The organism is Streptomyces marinisediminis, from assembly GCF_026262575.1.
GTDB classification, from domain to species: Bacteria; Actinomycetota; Actinomycetes; order Streptomycetales; family Streptomycetaceae; genus Streptomyces; species Streptomyces marinisediminis.
The window spans coordinates 1-24,815 of record NZ_JAPKFL010000040.1 but is presented as its reverse complement, the minus strand read 5'-3'; the positions used below and the strand labels follow the sequence as shown (position 1 = coordinate 24,815).

Sequence of the window (24,815 nt, the reverse complement as noted above, 5' to 3'; positions counted from 1 at the left end):
ACGAGGTGGGGGCTTTCGGTCACGCCGTCAGCCCCCTGGACCACTGAGCTGGTAGCCCCGCCGTCGCACCCGTTCCTGCGGTGCGGCGTGCGCGCCTCGGGGTTGGCCGCGGTGACGAGATGACCCTCTCGCGCTTCTCCTCACCCCGGAGCACTCGATGCCTCTGCCGCTGTACCTGCTCGCCCTGGCGGTCTTCGCCATGGGCACCTCGGAGTTCATGCTCGCCGGCCTCCTGCCGGACATCGCCTCGGATCTCGACGTCGCGGTCGGGACGGCGGGGACGCTCACCTCGGCCTACGCGATCGGCATGGTCGTCGGCGCCCCCGGAGTGGCCGTGCTCGCCCGCGACTGGCCCAGGCGTCCCAGCCTGCTCGCGTTCGTGGTCACGTTCGCGGCGGCGCACGCCGTGGGCGCCCTCACCGCGAGCTTTCCGGTCCTGTTCGCCACGCGGGTCGTCGCCGCGCTCGCGAACGCCGGGTTCCTCGCGGTCGCTCTCACGGCCGCCGCCGCGCTCGTCCCGTCCGACGCGAAGGGCCGCGCGCTGGCGGTGCTGCTGGCCGGGACGACGGTGGCCACGGTCGCCGGTGTGCCCGGTGGGTCGGTGCTCGGCACGGTGTTCGGCTGGCGGGCCACGTTCTGGGCCGTCGCCGCCCTGTGTCTGCCCGCGGCGCTCGGCATCCTGAAGGGCGTCCCGGCGGGGCGGGCGCGGGACGGGGCGAGCGGCGGGCCGACCTTGCGGGCGGAGATCGCCCAGCTCGCCCGGCCGCCACTGGTCCTGGTGATGCTGGTGTGCGCGCTGGTGAACGCGGCGACGTTCGGGAGCTTCACCTTCCTCGCCCCCGTGGTCACCGGCACCGCCGGGTTGGGCGAGTGGTGGGTCTCCGTCGTGCTGGTGCTCTTCGGTGCCGGGTCCTTCGCCGGGGTGACCGTCGCCGGCCGGCTGTCCGACCGGCGTCCCGGCCTGGTCGTCACCGTGGGCGGCCCGCTGCTGCTCGTCGGCTGGCCGGCCCTGGCGGTGCTGGCCGCGGCGCCGGCGGCGCTGCTCGTCCTCGTGTTCGTGCAGGGCGCGCTGTCGTTCGCGCTGGGCGGCACGCTGATCACCCGGGTCGTCTACGCGGCCGCGGGGGCTCCCACCCTGGCCGGGTCGTACGCGACCGCCGCACTCAACGTCGGCGCCGCCGCCGGTCCCGTCCTCGCCGCGGCCACCCTCGGCACCGGGGCCGGGCGCCTCGGGCCGCTGTGGGTCAGCGGGCTCCTGGTCGCCGCCGCGCTGCTCGTCGCGTTGCCCCTGCGCGCGGTGATCACGGCCGACCGGAGCACCGAGTTGCTCCGGTGACGCCGCCCCCGCCCCGGGCCGTCGGGGCCCGCGCGCCCAGCGAGCCGCGCGTGAGGCGGGCCCGCGCGAGGACGGGGCCGGAGGAAGGCACGGTACCCCCGCGTCGGAGGGGGCGGCGCCACCGGGCGGCGGCGACAGCGGCGGCGGTTGGCCGTCCGCGACCCTGTGATGGGCAAACCTACCCTCACGGGAGGGTAGGTTTGCCCATCGCAGGGTCGCGGACGCGAGGCGGGGGCGCGGGGGCTTCCGGGGGACGGCGGGGCGGCCCCGCTCGCGGGTCCGCCGCCGCGCACGGTGCGACACTACGAGAGGGGTCGGCGTGCCCGGCCCCGCCGAGCGCACCGCGGGCGGCTCCCGGAACACCCCCGGGGCCGAGGCGCGCCGGCTCACGCCGGTGCGGCGGACGCGTCCGCCGGGGCTCCGGCTCGACGCCGTCCGGCCGCCGCTCGGCGCCTTGCCGCCGCACCCCGGGCCCGGCAACCCACCGCCGCGGAGCGGTGGACACACGCACGACGAACGGATGGCGATATTGCGCACACACTGGACGGAAGCCGACGCGCGCCGCGCGGGCCCGCGCAGCGAACCGGCGGCCGCGGGGCCCTGCGCCCCGGCGCCGCACACGACGCCGGCCCGGGCGGCGGGCACGGGCCCGGAGGGAGCGCGATGAGTGCCGGGACCCAGCTCGGAGCCGAGGCGGCGCGGCGGCGGACGTTCGCGGTGATCAGCCACCCGGACGCGGGCAAGTCGACGCTGACGGAGGCCCTGGCCCTGCACGCGCGGGCGATCACCTCCGCGGGCGCGGTCCACGGCAAGGGCAGCCGGCGCGGGGTGTCCTCGGACTGGATGGAGATGGAGCAGGCCCGCGGCATCTCGGTGACCTCGGCGGTGCTCCAGTTCGCGCACCGCGGGCAGGTGCTGAACCTGCTGGACACCCCGGGCCACGCCGACTTCTCCGAGGACACCTACCGGGTGCTTGCGGCGGTGGACTGCGCGGTGATGCTCGTCGACGCCGCCAAGGGCCTGGAGGAGCAGACCCGCAAGCTCTTCGACGTCTGCCGCCACCGCGGCATCCCCGTCATCACGTTCGTCAACAAGTGGGACCGCCCCGGGCGCGAGGCGCTGGAGCTGCTGGACGAGATCGAGCGCGAGTTCGTGCTGAAGCCGACGCCGGTGACCTGGCCCGTCGGCATCGCCGGACACCTGCGCGGCCTGATCGACGCCCGCGAGCCGGACACCATGCTCCGCTACACCCGCGCGCCGGGCGGCGCGAAGGCGGCCGTGGAGGAGACGGTCCCGGCCGACCGCGTCGCGCGGGAAGGGGGCGGCGACTGGGAGCAGGCCGCCGAGGAGCTGGAGCTGCTCCAGGCCGACGGCGCCGTCCACGACCACCAGGCGTTCCTGGCCGGGCGCAGCACCCCGGTGTTCTTCGGCGCCGCGCTCTCCAACATCGGGGTGCGCCTGCTGCTGGACGCGATCGTGGACCTCGCGCCCCCGCCCGGTGACCGCCCCCTGGAGGGCGGCGGCACCCGTCCGGTGACGGAGCCGTTCTCCGGGCTGGTCTTCAAGGTGCAGGCCAACATGGACCGCGCCCACCGGGACCGCATCGCCTTCGTGCGCGTGTGCTCCGGCGTCTTCGAACGCGGCATGACGGTGACGCGGGCGGCGAGCGGCAGGCCGTTCGCCACCAAGTACGCGCACAGCGTCTTCGGCCAGGACCGCTCCGCGGTGGAGACCGCCTACCCCGGTGACGTCGTCGGGCTGGTCAACGCCGCCGCGCTGCGCGTCGGCGACACCCTCTACGTCGACCGGCCCGCCGTCTTCCCCGGCATGCCCACCTTCGCCCCCGAGCACTTCGCCGTCGTCCGGCCCGCGGACATCAGCCGCTCCAAGCAGTTCCGGCGCGGCATCGCGCAGTTGGACGAGGAGGGGGTGGTCCAGGTGCTCGTCTCCGACGTGCGCGGTGAGCAGGCGCCGGTCCTGGCCGCCGTCGGACCGATGCAGTTCGACGTCGTCACCCACCGCATGGCCGGGGAGTTCGCCGCCCCCGTACGGCTGGAGCCGCTGCCCTACCGGCTGGCGCGGGCCACCGACGCCGCGGGCGCCGAGCGGCTCAACCGCTCCCGGCTGGTGCAGGGCGAGGCCATGACCCGCCTGCGGGACAAGGACGTGCTCGCGCTGTTCCCCAATCTGTGGCAGGCCAACTCCTTCGCCCGGGAGTTCCCCGACGCCCGCCTCGAACCCCTGGTCGCCGCACACGACTGACCGCGCACGCCCCGGGGCCCACCGGCCGGGCGCCGCCCCGGCCGGGCGGGTGGGGCGGGGCCACGGACGGCGCGCGCGGGGCGGGCGGTGCCCCGCGCGCGCCGCCCACCGGGTCCGGCGGGCGGCCCTCGTCGCGTAGGTGACATGAATCACGAGGCGTGAGTCCTTGTTCACCTGGGATTCACAGCCCACAGGAGGCTCTCTGCCCTTACGTCAGGGTAGAGTCCTGGGGAGGCCGCGACCGCTGTCGACCGGCGGCCACCCGGCCGCCACCGCCGCGCGGGCACCGTCCGGGGAACCGCGGCGCCCACGAACTTCCGGGCAACGATGCCCGACCAGCCCGTCCGGCCCGACGGGCTGTCCGGCGCGGCCCCGGCCGAGGGGCCGACCACCGGCGCACGATGCGCGCGCAGTCGTTCCTGCGCGCCCGAAACAGAAACGGTTGCATGTCCTCGACGCTGCCCGTGGCCCGAAGGCCGCGCCTGTCCCGCCCGGACTTCCTGGCCTCCCCGAAGGTGTTCCGCACCGAGGTGCTGGCCGGGCTCGTCGTCGCCCTCGCCCTGATCCCCGAGGCGATCTCCTTCTCCATCATCGCGGGCGTCGACCCGGCGGTGGGCCTGTTCGCCTCCTTCACCATGGCCGTGGTCATCTCCGTCGTCGGCGGACGCAAGGCGATGATCTCCGCCGCCACCGGCGCCATAGCGCTGGTCATCGCCCCGCTCAACCACGAGTACGGGCTGGGCTACCTCGTCGGCGCCGTCATCCTCGGCGGCGTCATGCAGGTGGTGCTCGGCGCGGTCGGCGTCGCGAAGCTGATGCGCTTCGTGCCGCGCTCGGTGATGGTCGGCTTCGTCAACGCCCTGGCCATCCTGATCTTTCTCGCCCAGGTGCCGGAGCTGGAGAACGTCCCCTTCGCCGTCTACCCGCTGGTCGTCGGCGGCCTGGCCCTGATGGTGCTCTTCCCCCGGCTCACCAAGGCCGTCCCCGCACCGCTGGTGTCCATCGTCATCCTCACCCTCATCACCATCGGCGCCGGCATCGCCGTCCCGACGGTCGGTGACAAGGGCGACCTCCCCTCCACCCTGCCCGTGCCCGGCCTGCCGGACATGCCGCTGACCCTGGAGGCCCTGGGCGTCATCGCCCCCTACGCCTTCGCCTTCGCCCTCGTCGGCCTGATGGAGTCGCTGATGACCGCCAAGCTGGTGGACGACATCACCGACACCCACTCGGGCAAGACCCGCGAGTCCATCGGCCAGGGCATCGCCAACATCGTGACCGGCTTCTTCGGCGGCATGGGCGGCTGCGCCATGATCGGCCAGACCATGATCAACGTGAAGGCCTCCGGCGCCCGCACCCGCCTGTCCACCTTCCTCGCCGGAACCTTCCTCCTCGTCCTCGTCGTGGTGCTCGGCCCCGTCGTCTCCGACATCCCGATGGCCGCCCTGGTCGCCGTGATGATCCTGGTCTCCGTCGCGACCTTCGACTGGCACTCCATCCAGCCGGGGACGCTGAAGCGGATGCCGGTCAGCGAGACCGTCGTCATGGCCGTCACCGTCGCCGTCGTCGTGGCCACCCACAACCTGGCCATCGGCGTGGTCGTCGGCGTCATCACCGCGATGGTCGCCTTCGCCCGCCGCGTCGCCCACCTCGCCGAGGTCTCCGGCGTCACCGACCCCGACGGCAAGCAGGCCGTCTACGCCGTCACCGGCGAGCTGTTCTTCGCCTCCTCCAACGACCTCGTCTACCAGTTCGACTACGCGAACGACCCCGACGACGTCGTCATCGACCTCTCCGACGCCCACATCTGGGACGCCTCCTCCGTCGCCGCGCTCGACGCCATCGAGACCAAGTACGCGGCCCGCGGCAAGAAGGTCACCATCATCGGCCTCAACAAGCCCAGCGCCGAGATGCACGACAAGCTCGCCGGCGAACTCACCAGCCACTGAACCCCCGCCCGCCCGCCGCGCCCGCCCCCACACCCGGCGGGCGGGGCGCGGCCCCCGGGGCCGTTGGCCGATCAGTGCGGCGATCCGTATCTGAGGGCAACCCCGCGGGAGGAGACGCTCGTTCGACCCGTCGCGCCCGCAAGGACCCCGCGGCCCCGTTCGGTCACGACCAGTCTTCCGCGACGCTGATGGCGTGGCTGGGGCAGAGCGACACGGCTTCGCGGGCCGAGGTCTCTTCCCCCTCGGGGACGGGGGTGACCAGCAGAATGACGCGGCCGTCGATGTCGTCCTGGCCGAAGAGGGCGGGTGCTGTGGCGACGCACATACCTGCCGAACAGCAGCGTTCCCTGTCGATGTGGATACGCACTGTTCCCCCTACCAGGTGACCGGCATGCGGGAGACTCCGTAGACGGCGGAGTCCTCCTTCATCACGACGTCGTGCAGGTCAGTGGGGGCCAGGTGGGGAAACGCGTCGAGGAGCATGCGGACGGCGACGGTGAGTTCCAGGCGGGCCAGGGCCTGGCCCAGACACTGGTGGACGCCGTAGCCGAACGCGATGTGACCGCGGGAGTCGCGGGTGTAGTCGATGGTGTGGGGGTCGGGGTAGACGGCGGGGTCGTGGTTGGCGCCTCTGGTGCCGATGAGGACGCCTTCCCCTTCGCGGATGACGATGCCGCCCAGGGGAACGTCGGCTGTGGCGAGACGGACCAGGCTGGACCTGACCAGGGAGACGTGTCGCAGGCTCTCCTCTACGGCGCCCTTCAGCAGGGCGGGGTCGTCGCGGAGTTGCTGCATGTGCGCGGGGCTCTGGAAGAGGCTCAACACGATCATGCTGATCATGTTGGCGGTGGTCTCGTGTCCGGCGATCAGCAGCAGGCGCGCCATGGCGACCACCTCTTCGTCGCCCATGTCGGCGGCGTCCTGCTGGGTGACGATGCGGGAGAGGGCATCGTCCCCGGGGCTGCGCCGCTTGCCTTCGGCCAGACCGCGGAGGTAGTCGCCCAGCGCGAGGAGCGCGGCGCCCGCCTCCTCCTCGGTGGCCGAAGTGGAGACAACGGTCTTCGACTGCTGCTGGAAGACTTCGTGGTCCTGGTAGGGCACGCCCAGCAGTTGGCATATCACCAGTGAGGGGAGTGGCAGCGCGAAGTGCTCGACCAGGTCGAGCGGCGGCCCCTGGGCCTTCATCCCGCTGATGAGATCTTCGGCGGCGGCGGTGATGCCGGGGCGCATCTTCTCGATGTTGTGCACGGTGAACATCGAGGTGAGCACGCGACGTAACACTGAGTGGCGTGGAGGATCTTCTCGCAGGAACGACAGGCCGCCCGGAGGAACCGCGGACGCGCGCGGGAAGCCGGGCAGTGAGTCGTCCGCCGAGAAGCGGGCGTCGCCGAGGACGGTGCGGGCGTGCTCGTGGGAGCGCACCAGCCAGGCGGGCCCGCTGATCAGCTCCACTCGAACGGGGGAGGTTCCTTGGGTGCTGAGGGAGTCGAGGTGGGGAATGACTGAGCCCGGCCTGTCGGTGGACATGGGAAGCGCCCCCTGGGGAAGTGGAGGAGGGGCCCTGGCTCCGCGGCCAACGTCCAGCACCAAGGCCCGAGGATTCGAGGGTGGGTATACCCGAACAGGGCGGCCCTTAGCCCCGATCGGCACGGGTTCTCGTGGTACCTGGGCTACCTGACCGGGCAGTGCCGGCTCGGCATGCGGTGTGCCGGGCCGGCGTGGAGATCCCCGCCGAGTGCGACCGCCAGTGGTGCGCCCACCAGGTAGCTCGGGAACGCCCCCGGGCACGTTTCGTCCGGGCGTCGGACGCCTTCCCCCGGTAGCCCGTGCGGCAGCCTGGGCCCCGGGCCCGCGCCCGGTCGGGCGCGTCGCCCCCGGTGGGTGGCGACGGCCGACTCTCCCGCCACGCCTCCGGTCGGCTCCCAACGGCGTGGCCCTTGTCCGCCCGCGCACTGCCTCGCGCACACGCGGCGGGCGCGGTTGCCGTGCCCAATCGATTGCGCCAGACGTTTGGGCGTGCCAACCTCGTTACCGGCGTGGCTCAAGTGCGCGCGGGCGCACCGCTGTTGGAGCCGCCGGGTCGGGGGTGGGTGTGGGACGGGAACCGGAGCCGACGCGGTGGCAGGCTTACCTCGGGGCCGAGGACGCGGGCCTGACGCCGCCGGCGTGGACGCGGGCGGCGGCGGTGGACGCCGAAGCGCCGACGGTGCGCACGGGGTTCGGGCCGTTCCGGATCGCGCACCGGCTGGGCGCGGGCGGGATGGGCGAGGTGTACCTGTGCGTCGCGCCCGACGGGGTGCTGGCGGCCGTCAAGTCGCTCCGGAGCGAGCTGCTCGGCGACGAGCGGATGCGCCGTCGGTTCGCCCGCGAGGTGCAGGCCGCGCGCCGCGTGCGCAGCCCGTTCGTGGTGCCGGTGACAGCCGCCGACGTCGAGTCGGCGGCGCCCTGGCTGGCCCAGGCCTTCGTGCCCGCCCCGGATCTGCGGCGCGTCGTCGACGGGCTCGGTCCGCTGCCCGAGAGCGCCGTGCGGGGGCTCGGCGCGGCGCTCGGGGAGGCGTTGGCCGGCATCCACGCGGCGGGGGTGATCCACCGCGACCTCAAGCCGGGCAACGTGCTGCTCACCGCGGACGGACCCCGGGTGATCGACTTCGGTATCGCCCGCACCGAGGGCAACACGCTCACCGCGGGGGAGGTGTGGGGGACGCCTGGCTTCATGTCCCCCGAGCAGCTCACCGGCGCGGGCCGAGTGACGGGCGCCGCCGACGTGTTCTCGCTGGGGGTGCTGCTGTGTTACGTGGCGACCGGACGGTTGCCGTGGCGCGGGCGGGGAGCGGCCGAGCTGCGGCGGCTCACGCTGGAGTGCCGCCCGGACCTGTCCGCGTTGGCGCCCGGCGTGCGGGAGACGGTCGCCGCGTGCCTCGCCCCGGTGCCCGCCGACCGTCCGGCCCCCGGCGAACTCGCCGCGCGGCTGGGGGTGGCCGCCGGTTCCTTCGCGCTGGACGGCCGGTCGCGCGCGGCCGTCGCGTCCTATGGGCAGGCGGTGCTGCGTGCGGTGCCGGACGCCCGCGCCCTCGGCGCCGTGCTGGACCGGGCCGCCGACCAGCGGCTGCGGGAGCGTGTCGCGCGGCTGCGGGAGCGTGCCGCGGCGGTGGCCGGAGCCGGTCCGACGCCGGGGACGGGCGGCCCCGCGCGGGGCGATGCGGTGGCGCTGCACCGGGCGTTCACGGAACTGGCGGAAGAGGCCGAGGAGTTCTACGGGGCCGAACACCCGGAGGTGTTCGCGCTGCGCGGCCAGGCCGCCCGCTGGGACGGGGAAGCGGGCGACCCGGCGCGTGCCGCCTTCGTACTGGCCCAGCTCGTGGAGTCCGCGGCCGTGGCGGTCGGCCCCGACAGCCCCGAGGCGCTGGAGCTGCGGCGGCTGCGCGCGGCGTGGCTGGCCCGCGCGGGCAGCCGGGAAGAAGCGCTCCTCCAGCAGCTCGACGTGCTGCGGCGCATGGCCGGGGCGCCCGCCGCGTGGCCGCCCGACGGGTGGGAGCTCGCCGCCGCACGCGCGGAACTGGCGGAGCTGTACGGGCGGGCAGGGCGGGTGAGGTCCGCTGCGGACGAGTACGCCCGGCTGCTCGCGGCGGTCTCCCCGCCCGCGACGCGGGACGAGCACGAACGCGTGGGGGAGTGGCGGCACCAGCAGGCGTACTGGACGCACCACTTCGACGCCCCGCGCGCCGTCGAGCGGTTCCGGTCCCTGTACCGGGACTGCGGGCGGCGGCTGGGCCCGGGGCACGGCCTCACCCTGGCGGCGCTGGAGGGGCAGGGGTACGCGCTCGACGCGGCGGGGGACCCGCGGGCGGCGCTGCGCGTCTACGCGGAGCTGCTGCCCCGCGCGTGCGCGCGCTACGGGGCGGACGGCCTGGAGGCGCTACAGGCCCGGGCGAGCCTGGCCGGTCTGACGGGCGACGCCGGTGACGCGGCCGGGGCGGCCGAGCTGTACGCCGAGGTCGTCGAGTCCGCGGTCGCCCGCTGGGGAGAGGCGCACCCACGGCTCGCGCCGTGGAGCAGGCAGGCGAAGGTCTGGCGCAGGCGTGCGGCCGAGCAGGCCGGCCGGCCCGGCACGGGAGGTTCTCCGCTGCCCGGCCCGCGAGCGCGGGCGGGAGACCCGGAACCACCGCGGAGCCGGACGGCGGCCGGACGGCCCGGAACCGGTGCGCCCGGCCCCCACCACACCGGCGGCCCGTCCCCGGCGACGGACCGCGGCCCACGGACGACCGCACCCGACACGAGGAGAAGCAGCATGAGGTGGAGGTTCGGCCGACGCGGGAAGGGGCCGGCGACCCGCCGCGCGCGGGCCACGGCGCCCGCACCACGGCCACCGGCGGCGACGATCGGCGACGTCCTGGAGACGGTGCACCCGGTCTTCCTGCCGCCCGACCGCTTCCCGCGCCGGTTGGAGCGCGTCAACCGGCAGCTCCTGCCCGGGCTGAAGTCGGCCCTGGCGATACGGCGCGGAGACGACGTCTCCTTTCCCGAGCCCGACCAGTTCTCCCTCGACGAGCTGGAGCGGCTGTGGGGTGCCGCGATCCGGAACGTGTCCCAGCTCGAAGGGGTGCGTTCGACGCGTACCGAAACCGGCGACGGGGACGTGATCGTGGAGCTGTGGCACCCGGACGACGTCTTCGTCGCCTCGCGCGCGGCAGTCCTCGACTGGCTGCCGACCGCCCTGTTCGGCGACCCGGCGCCGGAGGCGATCCTGTTGTGCGTGCCGCGGATGGGCGACCTCCTGGCCGCCCCCGCCCGGTCGGCCACGGTCACCGACCTCGCCGGCACCCTCACCCGGGTCGCGGCCGATCTCCACGCGGGAGCGGGCAACCCCGCCCGAGCCGTCTCGCCCGACGTGTACCTGGTCACCCGCGGCCTCCAGGCACAGCGCGTCGGCCGTATGGTGAACGGCCGGGTCGTGGTCGGCGGGGAGCTCCTCGACGCGCTGACCGGCCGCTGACCCGCCCACCGGCCGGAACCAGGGGCCCCAGGGCGCGCCACGGCGAGCCCGGCCCCGGCGGCGTGGGCGCCGGGCGCAGGGGCTGCGCGACAATGGGGCCCGGCGGAACGGCGCGAGGAGGCGGCAGCCCGCCGGTACGTCCGCTCCGGTGGTGGGAAGGGGGTCCGTATGGGCGGTTCGGTGACGCTGCGGGGGATCGCGGACCGGCTGGGGCTGCACGTCTCCACGGTGTCGCGGGTGCTGCACGGCCCCCCGGCCGCGCGCGAGCGGGCGGCGTCGGCGGAGACCGCGGGGCGTATCCGGGAGTTGGCCGCGGAGCTGGGCTACCGGCCCAACCCCCACGCGGCGAGCCTGCGGACCCGTCGGAGCAACCTGATCGGGGTGCTCTTCCCGCGCATGTCCGAGGTCGTGGTCGCCACGATCTACGAGGGCATCGAGGAGGAGGCCACAGCGCGTGGCTACTCCACGTTCGTCACGAACACGCACGACGACCCGGACACGCAGCGCGAGCGGATCGCCATGGTGCTCGGCCGCCGCGTGGACGGGCTGATCGTCGGTGACGCGCACCTGGACGGCGCCGCCCTGACCGACCCGGCGCTGCGGGGCACGCCGTTCGTCCTGGTCAACCGCCGCAGCTCGGCGGAGTACCCCGCGGTGACCTGCGACGACCACCTGGGCGGGCGGCTGGTGGCCGAGCACTTCCTCGCGCTGGGGCACCGGCGGGTGGCGGTGATCGCGGGCGAGCCGTTCGCCAGCACCGGTGCCGACCGCACCGCCGGGTTCGTCGCGCGCTACCGGCAGGCCGGCCTCCCGCTGCCGGACCACGCCGTGCGGCACTGCGCCTTCGACACCCGTGGCGGCCGCGCGGCGGCCACCGCGCTGCTCGGCGCCGCCGAACGCCCCACCGCGCTGTTCGCCGTCAACGACCTCGCGGCCATCGGCGCGATGGGCGCGGCGCGCGACCTCGGGCTGCGCGTCGGCGCGGACGTCGCGCTGGCCGGCTTCAACGACATCCCGGTCTCGGCGGAACTACCGGTACCGCTGACCAGCGTCCGCTCACCGATGGCAGGGCTCGGGAGGGCCGCCGTCCAGCAGTTGCTGCGCCGGCTCTCCGGCGGCCCGGCGGAATCCCAGCGGCTCGCCCCCGAACTCGTCGCCCGCGCCTCCAGCACCGAACCCCGCGGGCCCGCGGCGGACTGAGCGCCGCCCGGCGGCGCGAGCACGGAGGTGGCCTCGCCGACGCCCCGGCGCGGCACGCCCTCCCGGGACGCGGAGCGAGCGCAGCGCCGCCGGGGCCGCTCGCCGGAATTCCCCTCCTGAAGCCGGGGGCCGAACCCCATTCGGGCGAACGCCTCCGGTAATGACAAAGGGCAAGGAGAGAGAAACCGCTCCTTGCCACTCTTAACTTATAGCGCACCGGGGGGCTTGCGGCAAGGCCCGGATTGTGGCGCAGAATGACCGGCCAGAGCGGGAAGCCGCGGAATGACGAAACCGCGCCATGCGCGCGTCGTCGTCGACGTACGGGTCGCCGCACGGAGAGTTCCAGGACCGGCGTGGCCGCGGCCTGGGTCGGCCGTGGACCGGCGACTCCGTGAGCTCGCACGACGCGCCGACCACGGGGGCGACGCGCCACGAGCCGGTGGTCGACCGTCCCGACGCGGAAAGCCACGCCCGGAATTCACGGCGGGCCGCACGCGTGGAGCGGGGCCCGCGGGGGCGAACGAAAAGCGAGAGGCCCGGATCGGGCCGAAGAAAAGGATGCGCGAATGCACAGTGGTGGACGGATGCACAGTGGTGGGCGGACGGGCCGTTACGTGCTGGACCTCCGGGAGATCGACCGGACGCAGGTCGCGGTCGCCGGCGGCAAGGGCGCGCACCTGGGGGAGCTGTCGCGCATGAACGGCGTGCGCGTGCCGGCCGGCTTCTGCGTGACGACGGACGCCTTCCGGCGGATCTTGGAGGACGCGCCGTCGATCGGGAGCCGCCTGGACGAGCTGTCGCGCCTGGACCCGGACGACCGGGAGGCGATCCGCACGCGCAGCGCGGAGATCCGGCGGACCGTCGAGGGGATCGCCGTCCCCGACGAGGTGGCGGCGGCGATCGGCGGCGCGCTCCTGCGGTGCGGTGAGCGGGCCGCCTACGCCGTCCGGTCGAGCGCGACGGCGGAGGACTCGCCGGGGGCCTCCTTCGCGGGTCAGCAGGACACGTACCTGAACGTCGTGGGTCCGGCGGCGGTCCTGCGGCATGTCGTCCTGTGCTGGGCCTCGCTGTTCACCGAACGGGCCGTGGCCTACCGCCTGCGGAACGGCTTCGACCAGCGGCAGGTCCACATGGCCGTGGTCGTGCAGCGGATGGTCTTCCCGCGGGCGTCCGGCGTCCTCTTCACGGCCGACCCCGTCACCTCCGACCGGAAGGTCACGTGTGTGGAGGCCGGTTTCGGGCTCGGTGAGGCCCTGGTCTCCGGCCTGGTGAACCCCGACGTCTACCGGGTGCGCGACGGCGAGGTCGTCGCCAGGACGGTCGTCACCAAGCAGCGCGCCGTCCACGCCTCGCCCGCAGGCGGAACGCGGCCGCGGCCGATCGACGCGGCGTGGCAGGACCGGCCCGCGCTGACGGACGCGCAGGTGGTGCGGCTCGCGCGGCTGGGCCGACGGATCGAGGCGCACTTCGGCCGCCCGCAGGACGTCGAGTGGTGCCTGGTCGACGACGACTTCCGGATCGTGCAGAGCCGGCCGATCACCACGCTGTTCCCCGTCCCGGAGGTCGGTGACCGGGCCAACCACGTCTACGTCTCCGTCGGTCACCAGCAGATGATGACCGACGCCATGCGGCCGCTGGGGCTCTCCCTGTGGCAGATGACGACGCCCCGCCCGATGTGCGAGGCCGGCGGGAGGCTGTTCGTCGACGTCACCGAGCGGCTGGCGTCGCCGACGAGCCGCGCCGACGTCCTCCAGGCCCTCGGGAGCTCCGACCCCCTGATCCGGGACGCGCTGGAGACCGTGCTCGCACGCGGCGACTTCGTCCGGACCCGCCCGGACGAGGGCCCCGGCGAGCCCGACCCCGCCGCCGCGCCGGCCCCGGTCGAGACCGATCCGGCCCTCGTCACCGCGCTGATCGCGCGCGGCCAGGCCTCCGTCGCCGCGTTGCGGCGCGCCGTCCGGACGAAGTCCGGGAGTGCCCTGCTCGACTTCATCCGGGCCGACGTCCGGGAGCTGAAGCGCCTTCTGTTCGACCCGGAGAGCCTGCGGGTGGTCACGGCGGGGATGGAGGCGACGTGGTGGCTCAACGAGCGGCTGCGGGAGTGGCTGGGCGAGAGGAACGCGGCCGACACGCTCGCGCAGTCCGTCCCCCACAACGTCACCTCGGAGATGGGGCTGGCGCTCCTCGACGTCGCGGACGCGATCCGGCCGCACCCGGACGTCGTCGCCTTCCTGCGCGACGCCGAGGACGACGGCTTCCTCGACCAACTGACCGGGGTCGACGGCGGACGGGAAGCGCGCGACGCCATCACGGCCTACCTCGACACGTACGGCATGCGCTGCGTCGGAGAGATCGACATCACCAGGCCGCGCTGGAGCGAACGCCCCACCATGCTGCTGCCCATGCTCCTCTCCCACGTCGAGAACCTCGACCCGGGCGCCGCCGAGCGCCGCTTCGCGCGCGGGCGGCAGGAGGCGCGGCGGAAGGAGGAGGAACTGCTGGAGCGGCTGCGGGCCCTGCCGGACGGAGAGCGGAAGGCCCAGGAGACCCAGCGGATGATCGACCGCCTCCGGACGTTCACCGGCTACCGCGAGTACCCGAAGTACGGCATGGTCAGCCGCTACTTCGTGTACAAGCGGGCCCTGCTGGACGAGGCCGGGCGCCTCGTGCGCGCCGGTGTACTCCGGGAGCGGGAGGACGTCTTCTACCTGCGGTTCCAGGAGCTCCACGACGCCGTGCGCACGCACCGGGTCGACCAGGAGCTGATCCGCCGGCGCAAGGAGGCGTTCAGGTCCCACCAGGCACTCACGCCGCCGAGGGTGCTCACGTCGGACGGCGAAGCCCTCACCGGGGCGTACCGACGCCGCGACCTGCCAACCGGCGCGCTGGCCGGCCTCCCCGTCTCCGCCGGGACCGTGGAAGGGCGAGCCCGAGTCGTCCTGGACATGACGCAGGCCGCTCTCGAACCGGGCGACATCCTGGTCACGGCCCACACGGACCCGAGCTGGTCGCCCCTGTTCGTCGCGGCCGCGGGCCTGGTGACGGAGGTCGGCGGCCTGATGACCCACGGGGCGGTCGTCGCACGGGAGTACGGCCTGCCGGCCGTCGTCGGGGTGGACCGCGCCACCCAGCTCATCCAGGACGGCCAGCGGATCCGCGTGAACGGAACGGACGGATACCTCGAACCCCTCCCCCCGACCTGACCCCCGCACCCCACGCCGCCCCGCCCCCGCGACGGGCACGCCGTAACCCGGGCCCGGCACGGGGAAGCGTGAGCAGACGAACGACCAGCCCGGGCCGCGATCACGGCACCCCGAGCCCTTCCCCCGGCAGCCGAGCCCGGGGCGCGCCCCACGGCCGGTGCCGGCGGTGGAGGCCGAACCGCCGGCCGGTTGCACCAGGCCGCTCGCCCTCGCGTCAGGGGCGCGAGAATGCGGGCAGGGTGAGGGCCGAATGGGCCGGGCGCCCCGTCGTGGCGGGCAGGGCGCTGAGGTCGCGCAGCATGTCGTTGCGCCGCGCCAGGGCCCGGGGTGTGGTCGGGAAGAGGGCGGCGTCGCCCTCGCCGACCTGGTCCTGGTTCACGGTCACGAACCCACGGGTGTGGCGTTCGTACGCGGCGAAGCCGGCGGCGTGGTCCCGGTCGGCCAGCGAACCGGCGAGCATGTACGCGCCGACGAGCGCGAGGCTGGAGCCCTGTCCGGTGAGGAACGAGGGCGCGTACGCGGCGTCGCCCACCAGCGCGGCCCTGCCGCGGGACCAGCGGGGCATGCGGATCTGGCTGACACCGTCGAAGAACAGGTCGTCCGCGTCGCGCAGGGCGGCGAGCATGCCCGGGACCTCCCACCCCGCGTCGGCGAACACCGTGGCGACCAGGTCCCGTCGGGCTTCCGGGTCCCGGATCGCGTCGAAGGGCGGCTCCCGGTGGGCGAAGGTCAGAAGGGCGTGCACCTCGTCGTCCTCCCCCGCGGCGTAGAGCGCCGCGGCCCTGCCCGGGGTGTTCCACATCACGGTCTTGTGGGAGAGCCCGAGGGTGTTGCGCATGGTGAATCCGGCGAAGGAGTAGCCGAGGTACCGGTGGAAGCGCTCCTCGGGGCCGAACAGGAGGTGCCGGGTACGCGAGTGCAGGCCGTCCGCACCGAACACCATGTCGAACCTGCGCCCGCCGCCTCCGCGGAAGGTGACGTCGACCCCGTGGCCGGTCTGGTCGAGGGTGTCGACGGAGTCGTCGAACAGGAACTCCACGTCGTCACGGACCGCCGCGTGGAGAGCGCCGGTCAGGTCTCCGCGCCGCACCTCCAGGTCCCGTCCCGCGACGCCGCCGGTGACGGCGTGCGGGTGGAGCTAGGCCACTTCGCCGCCGTCTCCGTCGAGGAAGGTCAGCCGACGCAGGTCGATGTGCGCGTCGCGGAGTTCCGGCAGGATTCCCATCCGCTGGACGACGTCGAGCGCGGTGCCGCGCACGTCCACGGGGTAGCCACCGCTGCGCGGAGTGGGCGCCTTCTCGACCACCGTGACGGCGAATCCGCAGCGGTTCAGCCAGAACGCGAGTGCCGGCCCCGCGACGCCGGCACCGGAGATCAGCACCGTGCGCCTCGGCGTCGTACGGACGTTTCGCCACAGGCCGGTGTGGGTCATTCCTTGACTCCCTTGTCCATCGTGCGGGAAACGAGCAGGGCCAGTGCCGTGACGGCGCCCGCGATGACGAAGCCGGTGACGAAGGCCGATTCGGCCGGGACGCCCGACCCGGGAGGGGTCCCGGCGGTGAGGATCGCGCCACCGAGCTGCGCGCCCACGGCGTAACCGACGACGCGGGTGACCAGCACCAGGCTGGTGGCGATGCCGGTGTCCCCGGGATCGACGGAGATGGCGGTGCTGGTCACCATCGCCGTCACGCACAGGCCGTTGGCGAGCGAGATCGCCGCCTTGGCGATGACGAGGTGCCAGCTCTCGGTGTGCACCGTCGCCACGGCGAACAGGGCGGCGGCCATGAGGACGATCCCGGCGGTGACCACGGCACGCGAGCCGAAACGCCGTGCCCCGATGCCGCTGAGCGGCCCCGCCAGCGTCGCGGCCACGGTGGCCGGGAGGAGGAACAAGCCGATCTCGGTGGCGCTGGCCCCGAAGCCGTACGCGTCGGCGGGCACCGCGAACAGTTGCGGGACCAGGTAGACGGCCAGCGAGGTGCCGACGCAGACCACGAACGTCAGCACGGACGACTTGCACATCGCGGGCCGTGCCAGCAGCCGCAGATCGATCATCGGCGAGGCCGCACGGCGCTCGGCGGCGATCCACCCGGTGACGAAGGCGGCCAGCAGCACGACGAGGGCGCCGAGCATGAGTGGCCGCGAGCCGAGGTCGGGCGCCAGGGAGAGCACGAGCATGAGCGTCATCAGCGTGCCGCTCAGGAGCAGAAGGCCGGGCCAGTCGAGCCCGACGGCCTCCGACCGGCCCGGCGGATCAGGCGGCATCAGCCGGTTCAGCACGACGGTGGACGCGATGACCGCGAACGTGGGCAGCGCGAACATCCAGTGCCGGGACAGCCCTTCCGCCACGGGCCCGGCCGACAGCGTGCCCCCGACGAACAACCCGCTGACCACCCCGATGGCCACCTTCGCCTCTCCAGCGGGGAGGTGTTTGCGCACCAGGATGAACGACAGGGGCAGCGCGCCCACCATCGCTCCCTGCAGGACCTGACCGAGCAGCAGCACGGGCAGGTTCGGCGCCAGGGCGGACACCAGGCCGCCGACCGAGACCACCGCCATCAGCCGGATCAGGACGCGTTTCCCGCCGTAGCGGTCGCCGAGCCTGCCCGCGACCGGTGTGATGAGCGCGCCGGTGATGAGGAGCACGATGCCGAGCAGCGCGCCTTCGGCCGGACTCATGCCCAGCTCGCGTTGCAGGAGCGGGAGCGTCGGCGCCACCACCGACTCCAGGGCACCCGTGGCGACTGCCAGCATGCCGAGGGCCCCGAGAGCGGCTTTCCCGATGCGGACCGGGGGTGCCGTGGGTGCCGTGGTCACGGACATGGACGTCCTTTCCATGCTTGCCGGACGAGTGGGAGATCGGTCGCACGCACGCGCTACGACCAGCGGCGCAGGGCCGCCCGCGCGGGCAGCGTGACCGCGAGCAGCGCCAGGCCGACGGCACCGGCCGCGAAGGCGCCGTACACGAGCGGGGGCACGTACGGGGCTTCGCCGGTCAGGCCGCGCATCATCGGGATCAGCGTGGCCGCGGCGATCGCGGAGCCGAGAACCACGCCGACGGCGGCCACCAGCAGGCCCTCCCAGCGGAGCATCCGCAGCACCTGCCGCCGCGTGGAGCCGACCAGGCGCAGCGTGCCCAGCTCGCGGCGGCGGTCGAGGACCGTCATCACCAGCGTGTTGACGGCGGCGACGGCGGCGAAGCCGCCGAGAACCGCGGCCATGGTGTGGTTGGCCCAGGCGCCCACCTCCGCGTCGAGACCCCGCTCGGTGGCGTGGCCGGAGGCGTCGGTGACATCGCCCAGGGCGGTCAGCGACTCGCCCGAGCCACCGCGCACCAGCAGCGTGCCGTCGAAGCCCGACGTGACGTGCCCGGCCAGGGAGGCCCGGTCCATGGTCACCGCCGCGAGGCCGAGCCCCCGGCCGTAGACGGCCACGACCTCGGGACGCGCCTCGGTGCCGTCGGGGAGGTGGAGCGCGAGCCGGTCGCCCACGCCGACGTCCGCCGAGGCCGCCAGGGTCTTGTCGACGGCGATACGGCCTTCGCCGAGGCCGTCCAGGCTGCCCTCGCGTACGTCCAGGTCCTGCACCTTCGCGAGCTGGGCGCCGGAGCCGGTGACGCCCTGGGCCGCCGCGGCCTGCAACGACGCGAACTCGCCGGAGCCGACCGGTACCAGCACCCGGGTGTGCAGCAGGCCGACGGCCGCCGCCACGCCCGGTGCCCGGGCGGCGCGCTCTGCCGCGTCCACCGGCAGCCCGGCCGGGTCCGTGACCACGTGGTCCGCGGTGATGCCCGCGCGGAGCTGCTGGTCGGCGACGTGGCTCTCGCTCGTAGGGGTGAAGACGAGGGTCGAGGAGAACGCCATGGCGAGCGCGATCGGGGTGATCGCGGCGGCGAGGCGGCGGGCGTTGGCACGGGAGTTGGCGGCCGCGAGCGAGGCGGCCGGGCCCGCGCCGCGCAGCGGGAGCCCGAAGAGGCCCGCGCACAGCCGCGCCACCGGCGGGCCGAGCAGCGCGACGGCGAGCATGAAGAGCATGACGACGCCGAGGGCGGCGCCGGCCGCGTCATTCCCCGAGGAGCCGGCGGAGACACCGGTGAGGACCGCGCCGCCGACGAGGGCGCCCAGGCCCAGCGCGGTACGGACCACACTTGGCCGCAGCCGCTCCACGGACGCCTCGGCGAGCGCCTGCCCCGGCTTGGTCTTCGCGGGCCGGCGCCCGGCCGTCCAGCCGGCGCCGAGCGCAGTGAGCACGCCGGTGCCGACGGCGATGAGGAGGGGAACCCGGAGACGTGCAGGTCCACCGCCGCCGGGACCGCGCCCCGGCCCTGCAGTTGCCCGAACCACCAGTGCGCGAGCCCGACGCCGGGCAGACAGCCGACGAGCCCGGCGAGCGGCGCGACGAGCAGCGCCTCGGCGGCGACCGTGCGGCGGATCTGCCGCGGGGTGGCGCCGACGGCGCGCAGCAGCGCGAACTCGCGGGCCCGCTGGGCGACCGACAGGGCCACGGTCCCGGCCGCGGTGAAGACGGCGACGAGGGCGGCGACGCCGCCGAAGGAGCCGCCGAGTCCGAAGAGCGTCACCTTGGCATAGGCGAGGCCCGGGGCCTCGACGGCACCGCGGTCGTCGCCGGTGTGCACCTCGGCGCCGGAGCCGGCCAGGGCCTTCCGCACGGAGTCGGCGAGGGCGTCGGCGTCGGTGCCGTGTTCCGCCAGCACGGCGATGGCGTCCGCCTTGCCGGGGTGACCCGCGAGGGTCGGGGCTTGGGCGTCGGCGAATTAGGCGGTGGGGCCTGCGGCACCGGTGTTCCGGGCGGTGTCCGCGGGCCCGGCCTCGGCGACGCCCGCGACGCGGAAGTCCCGCTGCCCGGCGGCGGTCACCAGCGCGACGGTGTCGCCCACGGCGACCCTCGCGGCGTGCGCCGTCCCCGCGTCGAGCACGACTTCGCCCCCGCGGGGCGCGGAACCGGTGGTCAGCGCGGTGCCGGTGAAGGCGTGCGAGCCCCATCCGTGCGCGGTGAGCGCCCCGCCGGGGACGGGCAGTCCGCGGGAGTCGGCCCGGCGGTCCGCCGCGTCGTCCGCCGTGCGGACCGGGAAGGTGAAGTCCGGGCCGGCGGTGGCCGCGCCCGGCGCCTCGGCGGCCTTCCTCGCCAACCCGGCGTCCACCCGCGCCGTGTCCGGCAGCGGGACCGCCTCCTTCTCGCGGTCCTCGCCGCTGCCCGTGACGACGTACTCGTGCTGGTCCGCCGCCGCGACGACCGGCGCCTCCGCGTACCGCTGCGGCGGCACGGACGCCCGCAGGCCGGTCTCCAGCAGGATGCCGCAGGCCGAGACGATCAGCGCGGACATCAGCAGCGCGACGAAGGTCCCCGCGAAGGACGCGGGCCTGAAGCGGACGGCCGCGCGGGCCAGACCGCCTGGCAGCACCCTCACGCCGCGGCCCCCGCCATCGCGCCCGCGTCGGCGCCTGCGTCGGCGTCGGCGTCGGCCGTCTGGGCGGTACGGGCGGTACGGGCGGTACGGGCGGTTCGGGCGGTGAGCGCCGACATCCGCGCCGCGATCTGGTCCGCCGTACCGCCGCCGATGCCGTCGGCGAAGGCGCCGTCGGCGAGGAAGAGCACGCGGTCCGCCCACGCGGCGGCGGCCGGGTCGTGCGTGACCATCACGACGGTGGCGCCGAGGTGGTCGACGGCGTGCCGGAGCAGGCCGAGGGCCTCGGTGGCGGTGCCGGTGTCGAGGGCGCCGGTGGGTTCGTCGGCGAAGACCACGTCCGGGCTGGTGACCAGGGCGCGGGCGACGGCCACGCGCTGCTGCTGGCCGCCGGAGAGCTCGCCGGGTCGGCGCCGCGCCATGCCGGCGAGCCCGACCCGGTCCAGCACCGCGGACGCCCGGCCCCGGTCCTGGCGCTGCCCGGCCAGGCGCAGGGGCAGCAGCACGTTCTGCTCCACGGTGAGCGACGGCAGCAGGTTGAACGCCTGGAAGACGAAGCCGAGGCGACTGCGGCGAAGCTCGGTGAGCTCGTTCTCGCTCATCCCCGTGATCTCCGTACCGCCCAGGCGCACGGACCCCGCCGACGGCCGGTCGAGTCCGGCCGCGCACTGCAGGAAGGTGGACTTGCCGGACCCGGACGGGCCCATGACCCCGGTGAACGTGCCGCGGGGCAGCACGAGGTCGACGCCCGCGAGGGCGTGCACGGAGCCCTCGCCGCGGCCGTACCGCCGCCGGACACCGCGCAGTTCGACCGCGAGACCGGGTGTGGCGGCCGGGACCTCCGACCGGTCGTCCGCCTTCTGCCGCCTGCCGCTGCGTAGCCTCATGTTCCGCCCTTTCGCGCTCTTCTCGTGCGATCGGGTGGAGTGTGCGGGGGCGGCTGCGCGCCGGGCGTCATACCCGGGAGCCAATGTGGAGGTGCTACCCCGGTACGGGGCGGCGGAGGGCCCCGGCCCTGTCCCGCCCCGCCGGCGGCGTGCCCGGCCCCCTCCCGGGACGCGGGGGGCCGGGGAGGGGCCCGTCCCTACTCGCCCGGGGCCACCAGCCCCGATTCGTACGCGAGGACCACCGCCTGGGCGCGGTCGCGCAGGCCGAGCTTGGTGAGGACGCGGCTCACGTGCGTCTTCACCGTCTGCTCGGCCAGTACCAGGATCTCCGCGATCTCCCTGTTGGACCGGCCGCGGGCCACCAGGGTGAGGACCTCGGTCTCGCGCTCCGTCAGGGCCTTGAGCCGCAGCGCGGGCTTGCGCCGGGCGGCGGGACGCTGCCGGGCGAAGTCCGCGATGAGGCGGCGCGTCACGGAGGGGGCGAGCAGCGCGTCGCCCGAGGCCACGACGCGGACCGCCGCGATGAGGTCGGCCGGCGGCGCGTCTTTCAGCAGAAAACCGCTCGCGCCCGCCCGCAGCGCCTCGTAGACGTAGTCGTCGACGTCGAACGTGGTGAGCATCAGGACGCGCGGCCGGTGCGTCACGCCCGGCCCGGGCTCCAGGAGGCGTCGCGCGGCCTCGAGGCCGTCCATCTCCGGCATGCGCACGTCCATCAGCACGACGTCGGGACGGGTACGCCGGCTCAGCTCGACGCCCTGCGCACCGTCGGGGGCCTCGCCCACCACGTCGATGTCGCTCTGGGCGGCCAGCAGCGCGGCGAAGCCGGCCCGCACCATGGCCTGGTCGTCGACGATGATGACGCGCGTCGTCACGTGAGGTCCCCTCCGGTCAGCGGTAACTGTGCGGCGACCCGGAAGCCGCCGCCCGGCAGCGGCCCCGTGTCGAGGGTGCCGCCGGCGAGCCGCACCCGCTCGCGCATGCCGACGAGACCCTGCCCGGTGCCGCCCTTCTCCAGCGGCGCGGCGGGCGGCCTGGGCGGCGGCCCGTTCACGACGAGGACGGTGAGCCGCGCGCTGCCCTCCGCACCGGACCGTGACACCGACACCTGCGTCGGAGCACCCGGCGCGTGCCGCACCACGTTCGCGAGGGCCTCCTGGACGATGCGGTACGCGGCGAGGCCCACGGCGTCGGTCACGTCGGCGTCGCAGGGGGTGAACTCCACCGGTACGCCCGACCGCCCCGTCGCCTCCACCAGTTGCCCGATCCGGCTCAGGCCCGGCTGGGGCGCGAGCTCGCCGTGCCCGTCCTCGTTCCGCAGCACGCCGAGGATCCGCCGCATCTCGCCGAGCGACTCGCGCGCGGTCGCCGCGATGGACGTGAACTCCTCCCCGACGTCCGGCGGCAGCCCGTCGAGGCGGTACGCCGCGCTGTCCGCCTGCACCGTGATGACGGACATGTGGTGCGCCACCACGTCGTGCAGCTCGCGCGCGATGCGGGCGCGTTCCTCCAGCAGCGTCCGCCGGTCACGCTCGGCCTCGCTGATCGTCTCCTGCTCGGCCAGCCTGCGCTGCGCCTCGTACCGCTCGCGGAGCGCACCGGCGAGCAGGAGCGTGACGCCGCTGAGGATGGTGAGCAGGGTGCTTTGGGCGCTCGCGCCGCCCGGCACGACGAACAACAGGCCGACGTTGGCCCCCGCCGTCGCCAGCCACACCAGCAGCAGCGTCCGGCGCGACTCGCGCAGGCCGAGGGCGAGACTGAGGCCGATGTACCCGACGATCTCCATGGGCGGGAACGGCCACAGGTGCCGCTCGTCCAAGTCGAGGGTGAGCAGGGCGAGCGCCCCGGCCACGTCCGCGACGAAGATCACGTACCAGGCCCGCAGCGGCCTGACGACGGCGAGCAACAGCGGTGCCGTCTGCGCGACGGCCAGCGCGCTCGCGACGCCCACGTGCAGGCCGTAGTCGGCGCTGAGCACCTGGATGGTGGTGGGCAGCAGGGCGACACACAGCACGAACGCCACGCCCCACGGCAGCAGCCGCACCCACCGACGCGAAGCCCCCGCGAACAGCGCGCGCGGAGGTTCCTCCTCTGCTGGCGTCATGAGCCCCACCCTATGGGGGACTTCGACGCTGAGCGGCGCGGAGGTGAACGCGGGCTCGGGGCGTGACGCGGCCGCCGGCCCCTGCCCTCGGCGGCGGCGCGGCGCCGGGCCACGGGCAGCCCCTTCCCGGCGACCTGCACGACGTGGAAACGGCCGACCACGACGCCGTCGTACGAAAGCCCGGCGCGGACGGCCACGGCGGGTGGCGGACATGCCGACGGCCCCGTGCTGGATGTCGTGGCGCCAGGTCGGCGGGGTGGCGGCCGGCCAGGCGAGCTCGTCCGCGAGGGTCCGGCCCTCGGCTGCCCGAGCAGGCCACCGGTGCCGAGGGCGTCGACGAAGCCGGTGTGCCACCGACCGCACCCACTGCTCACCGCAACCACCCCGCAGGCACGGGGAGCACGGACTGAGGGCGTCTACGATCTACCCTCCAAGGGGACCACCCCCGCAGGCGCGAGGAGCACCGGGCAGGGGAGACGAAGGATGGATATCGACAGCGCGGCCTTGGTCGTGGTCGACATGCAGAACGGCTTCGTGAATCACCACAGCCGCCATGCCGTTCCCGCGGTCTCGGACGTGGTGACCCGATGGGCCGCCGCCGACCGACCGGTGATCTTCACCCGTTACTTCAACCACCCCGGCAGCCCATACGAGCGGTTCTTCCAGTGGCACCGCCTCCAGGCACCACCCGAGACCGACATCGTCCCGGAACTCGATGACCACGCCGCCCGGGCTCACGCGGTCATCGACAAGACCGGCTACACACTGTTGACCTCACAGGCCGCTGACCTGATCCGTCAGGCCGGGTGGACTGACCTCGTCTTCTGCGGGATCGCCACCGAGAGCTGCGTACTCAAGTCCGCAGCCGACGCCTTCGAGCACGGCTACGCACCCTGGATCGTCACCGACGCCTGTGCGAGCGACGCCGGTCCGGGCGTCCACGACGCCGGACTCGTCGTGGCGCGTCGCCTGATCGGTGAAGGGCAGCTCGTCACGAGCAAGGACGTGATGCGGCAACTCCCCGCGCCCGAGGGGACGGCGATGCTGGAATAGCCCCATGGCTGTGACACCGCCCCGCACCAGTTCGGTCGGCCCCCTGGACGCCGACCTGATCATCATCGGTGGAGGTCCAGCCGGTTGCGCCGCCGCCCGCATGGCCGCGAGCGTGGGCATGGGCTCTGTCCTGATCGAGCGGGAAGCCCTGTGCCGCAACCTCTACCGCGTCCCGGCGCTGGGAAACGTCCTTGGGGGCTACACCAGCGGCCCGGAGCTGGCCGACGCCATCGCTGCCGAGCTGATGAGCACGGAACGGTGCCGCCTTGAACTTGGTCGGCACGCCACCGAAGTGCGAGCCCACGACGATCACGTCACCGTAACCATGGACGGCGGCATCCGGCTGACCGCTCCAGCTTGGCTTGCGGCAGCGGTCGAGGGCACCGCTCTAGGAGAGCGGCTAGTGTCG

14 protein-coding genes and 2 pseudogenes are annotated in these 24,815 nt (G+C 74.5%); 8 read left to right on the top strand and 8 right to left on the bottom strand.

The genetic code is table 11. The features are described 5' to 3' along the window. Positions 1-157 precede the first annotated feature (157 nt). The 3 genes from OSB71_RS22810 to OSB71_RS22800 all read left to right on the top strand — a co-directional run bounded on the left by OSB71_RS22810 (position 158) and on the right by OSB71_RS22800 (position 5,544). On the top strand, positions 158-1,336 hold the full coding sequence (locus tag OSB71_RS22810) for a Cmx/CmrA family chloramphenicol efflux MFS transporter (RefSeq protein WP_265950689.1): 1,179 nt from the start codon (positions 158-160) through the stop codon (positions 1,334-1,336). Between the two features lie 663 nt (positions 1,337-1,999). Continuing rightward, a complete protein-coding gene (locus tag OSB71_RS22805; RefSeq protein WP_265950688.1) occupies positions 2,000-3,598 on the top strand; it encodes a peptide chain release factor 3 in 1,599 nt (532 codons plus the stop codon). Between the two features lie 446 nt (positions 3,599-4,044). After that, the gene (locus OSB71_RS22800) at positions 4,045-5,544 is read left to right on the top strand and encodes a SulP family inorganic anion transporter (protein WP_265950687.1); all 1,500 of its coding nucleotides are present in this window, start codon (positions 4,045-4,047) and stop codon (positions 5,542-5,544) included. A gap of 163 nt (positions 5,545-5,707) precedes the next feature. On the opposite strand, the gene OSB71_RS22795 is transcribed toward OSB71_RS22800, so the two are convergent. Together OSB71_RS22795 and OSB71_RS22790 are read right to left on the bottom strand one after the other, a co-directional pair. Continuing rightward, the gene (locus tag OSB71_RS22795; protein ID WP_265950686.1) at positions 5,708-5,911 is read right to left on the bottom strand and encodes a ferredoxin; all 204 of its coding nucleotides are present in this window, start codon (positions 5,909-5,911) and stop codon (positions 5,708-5,710) included. An 8-nt stretch (positions 5,912-5,919) separates the two neighbouring features. Then, positions 5,920-6,996 (bottom strand): cytochrome P450, encoded by a 1,077-nt coding sequence (locus OSB71_RS22790; protein ID WP_265950685.1) that lies wholly within the window; start codon positions 6,994-6,996, stop codon positions 5,920-5,922. A 640-nt stretch (positions 6,997-7,636) separates the two neighbouring features. On the opposite strand from OSB71_RS22790, the gene OSB71_RS22785 reads away from it, so the two are divergent. The 3 genes from OSB71_RS22785 to rph all read left to right on the top strand — a co-directional run bounded on the left by OSB71_RS22785 (position 7,637) and on the right by rph (position 14,940). After that, the gene (locus OSB71_RS22785; RefSeq protein WP_265950684.1) at positions 7,637-10,537 is read left to right on the top strand and encodes a serine/threonine-protein kinase; all 2,901 of its coding nucleotides are present in this window, start codon (positions 7,637-7,639) and stop codon (positions 10,535-10,537) included. Between the two features lie 168 nt (positions 10,538-10,705). Next, on the top strand, positions 10,706-11,737 hold the full coding sequence (locus OSB71_RS22780; RefSeq protein WP_265950683.1) for a LacI family DNA-binding transcriptional regulator: 1,032 nt from the start codon (positions 10,706-10,708) through the stop codon (positions 11,735-11,737). A 566-nt stretch (positions 11,738-12,303) separates the two neighbouring features. Next, positions 12,304-14,940, top strand: coding sequence for a rifamycin-inactivating phosphotransferase (gene rph, locus OSB71_RS22775; RefSeq protein ID WP_265950682.1), 2,637 nt, complete (start codon positions 12,304-12,306; stop codon positions 14,938-14,940). Between the two features lie 214 nt (positions 14,941-15,154). Here the strand turns inward: rph and OSB71_RS22770 are convergent. From OSB71_RS22770 to OSB71_RS22745, 6 genes and pseudogenes are all read right to left on the bottom strand, one after another. Beyond that, positions 15,155-16,372: pseudogene (locus OSB71_RS22770) on the bottom strand (FAD-dependent monooxygenase). Beyond that, positions 16,369-17,763: an MFS transporter gene (locus OSB71_RS22765; RefSeq protein WP_265950681.1), complete on the bottom strand. Its 1,395-nt coding sequence runs from the start codon at positions 17,761-17,763 to the stop codon at positions 16,369-16,371. Before OSB71_RS22765 ends, OSB71_RS22770 begins: the two are co-directional and overlap by 4 nt. 53 nt (positions 17,764-17,816) lie before the next feature. Next, positions 17,817-20,362 (bottom strand): annotated as a pseudogene (locus tag OSB71_RS22760) (FtsX-like permease family protein). A 2-nt stretch (positions 20,363-20,364) separates the two neighbouring features. Continuing rightward, a complete protein-coding gene (locus OSB71_RS22755) occupies positions 20,365-21,252 on the bottom strand; it encodes an ABC transporter ATP-binding protein (RefSeq protein ID WP_265950680.1) in 888 nt (295 codons plus the stop codon). A 197-nt stretch (positions 21,253-21,449) separates the two neighbouring features. Continuing rightward, complete coding sequence (locus tag OSB71_RS22750) at positions 21,450-22,124, bottom strand: response regulator (RefSeq protein ID WP_265950679.1); 675 nt, start codon at positions 22,122-22,124, stop codon at positions 21,450-21,452. Beyond that, a complete protein-coding gene (locus OSB71_RS22745; protein ID WP_265950678.1) occupies positions 22,121-23,353 on the bottom strand; it encodes a sensor histidine kinase in 1,233 nt (410 codons plus the stop codon). Before OSB71_RS22745 ends, OSB71_RS22750 begins: the two co-directional genes overlap by 4 nt. 483 nt (positions 23,354-23,836) lie before the next feature. On the opposite strand from OSB71_RS22745, the gene OSB71_RS22740 reads away from it, so the two are divergent. After that, positions 23,837-24,406, top strand: a complete 570-nt coding sequence (locus OSB71_RS22740) for a cysteine hydrolase family protein (RefSeq protein WP_265950677.1) — start codon at positions 23,837-23,839, stop codon at positions 24,404-24,406. A 4-nt stretch (positions 24,407-24,410) separates the two neighbouring features. Then, positions 24,411-24,815 (top strand): FAD-dependent oxidoreductase (locus OSB71_RS22735; protein ID WP_323055337.1); only part of this gene is annotated, 405 nt, incomplete at its 3' end.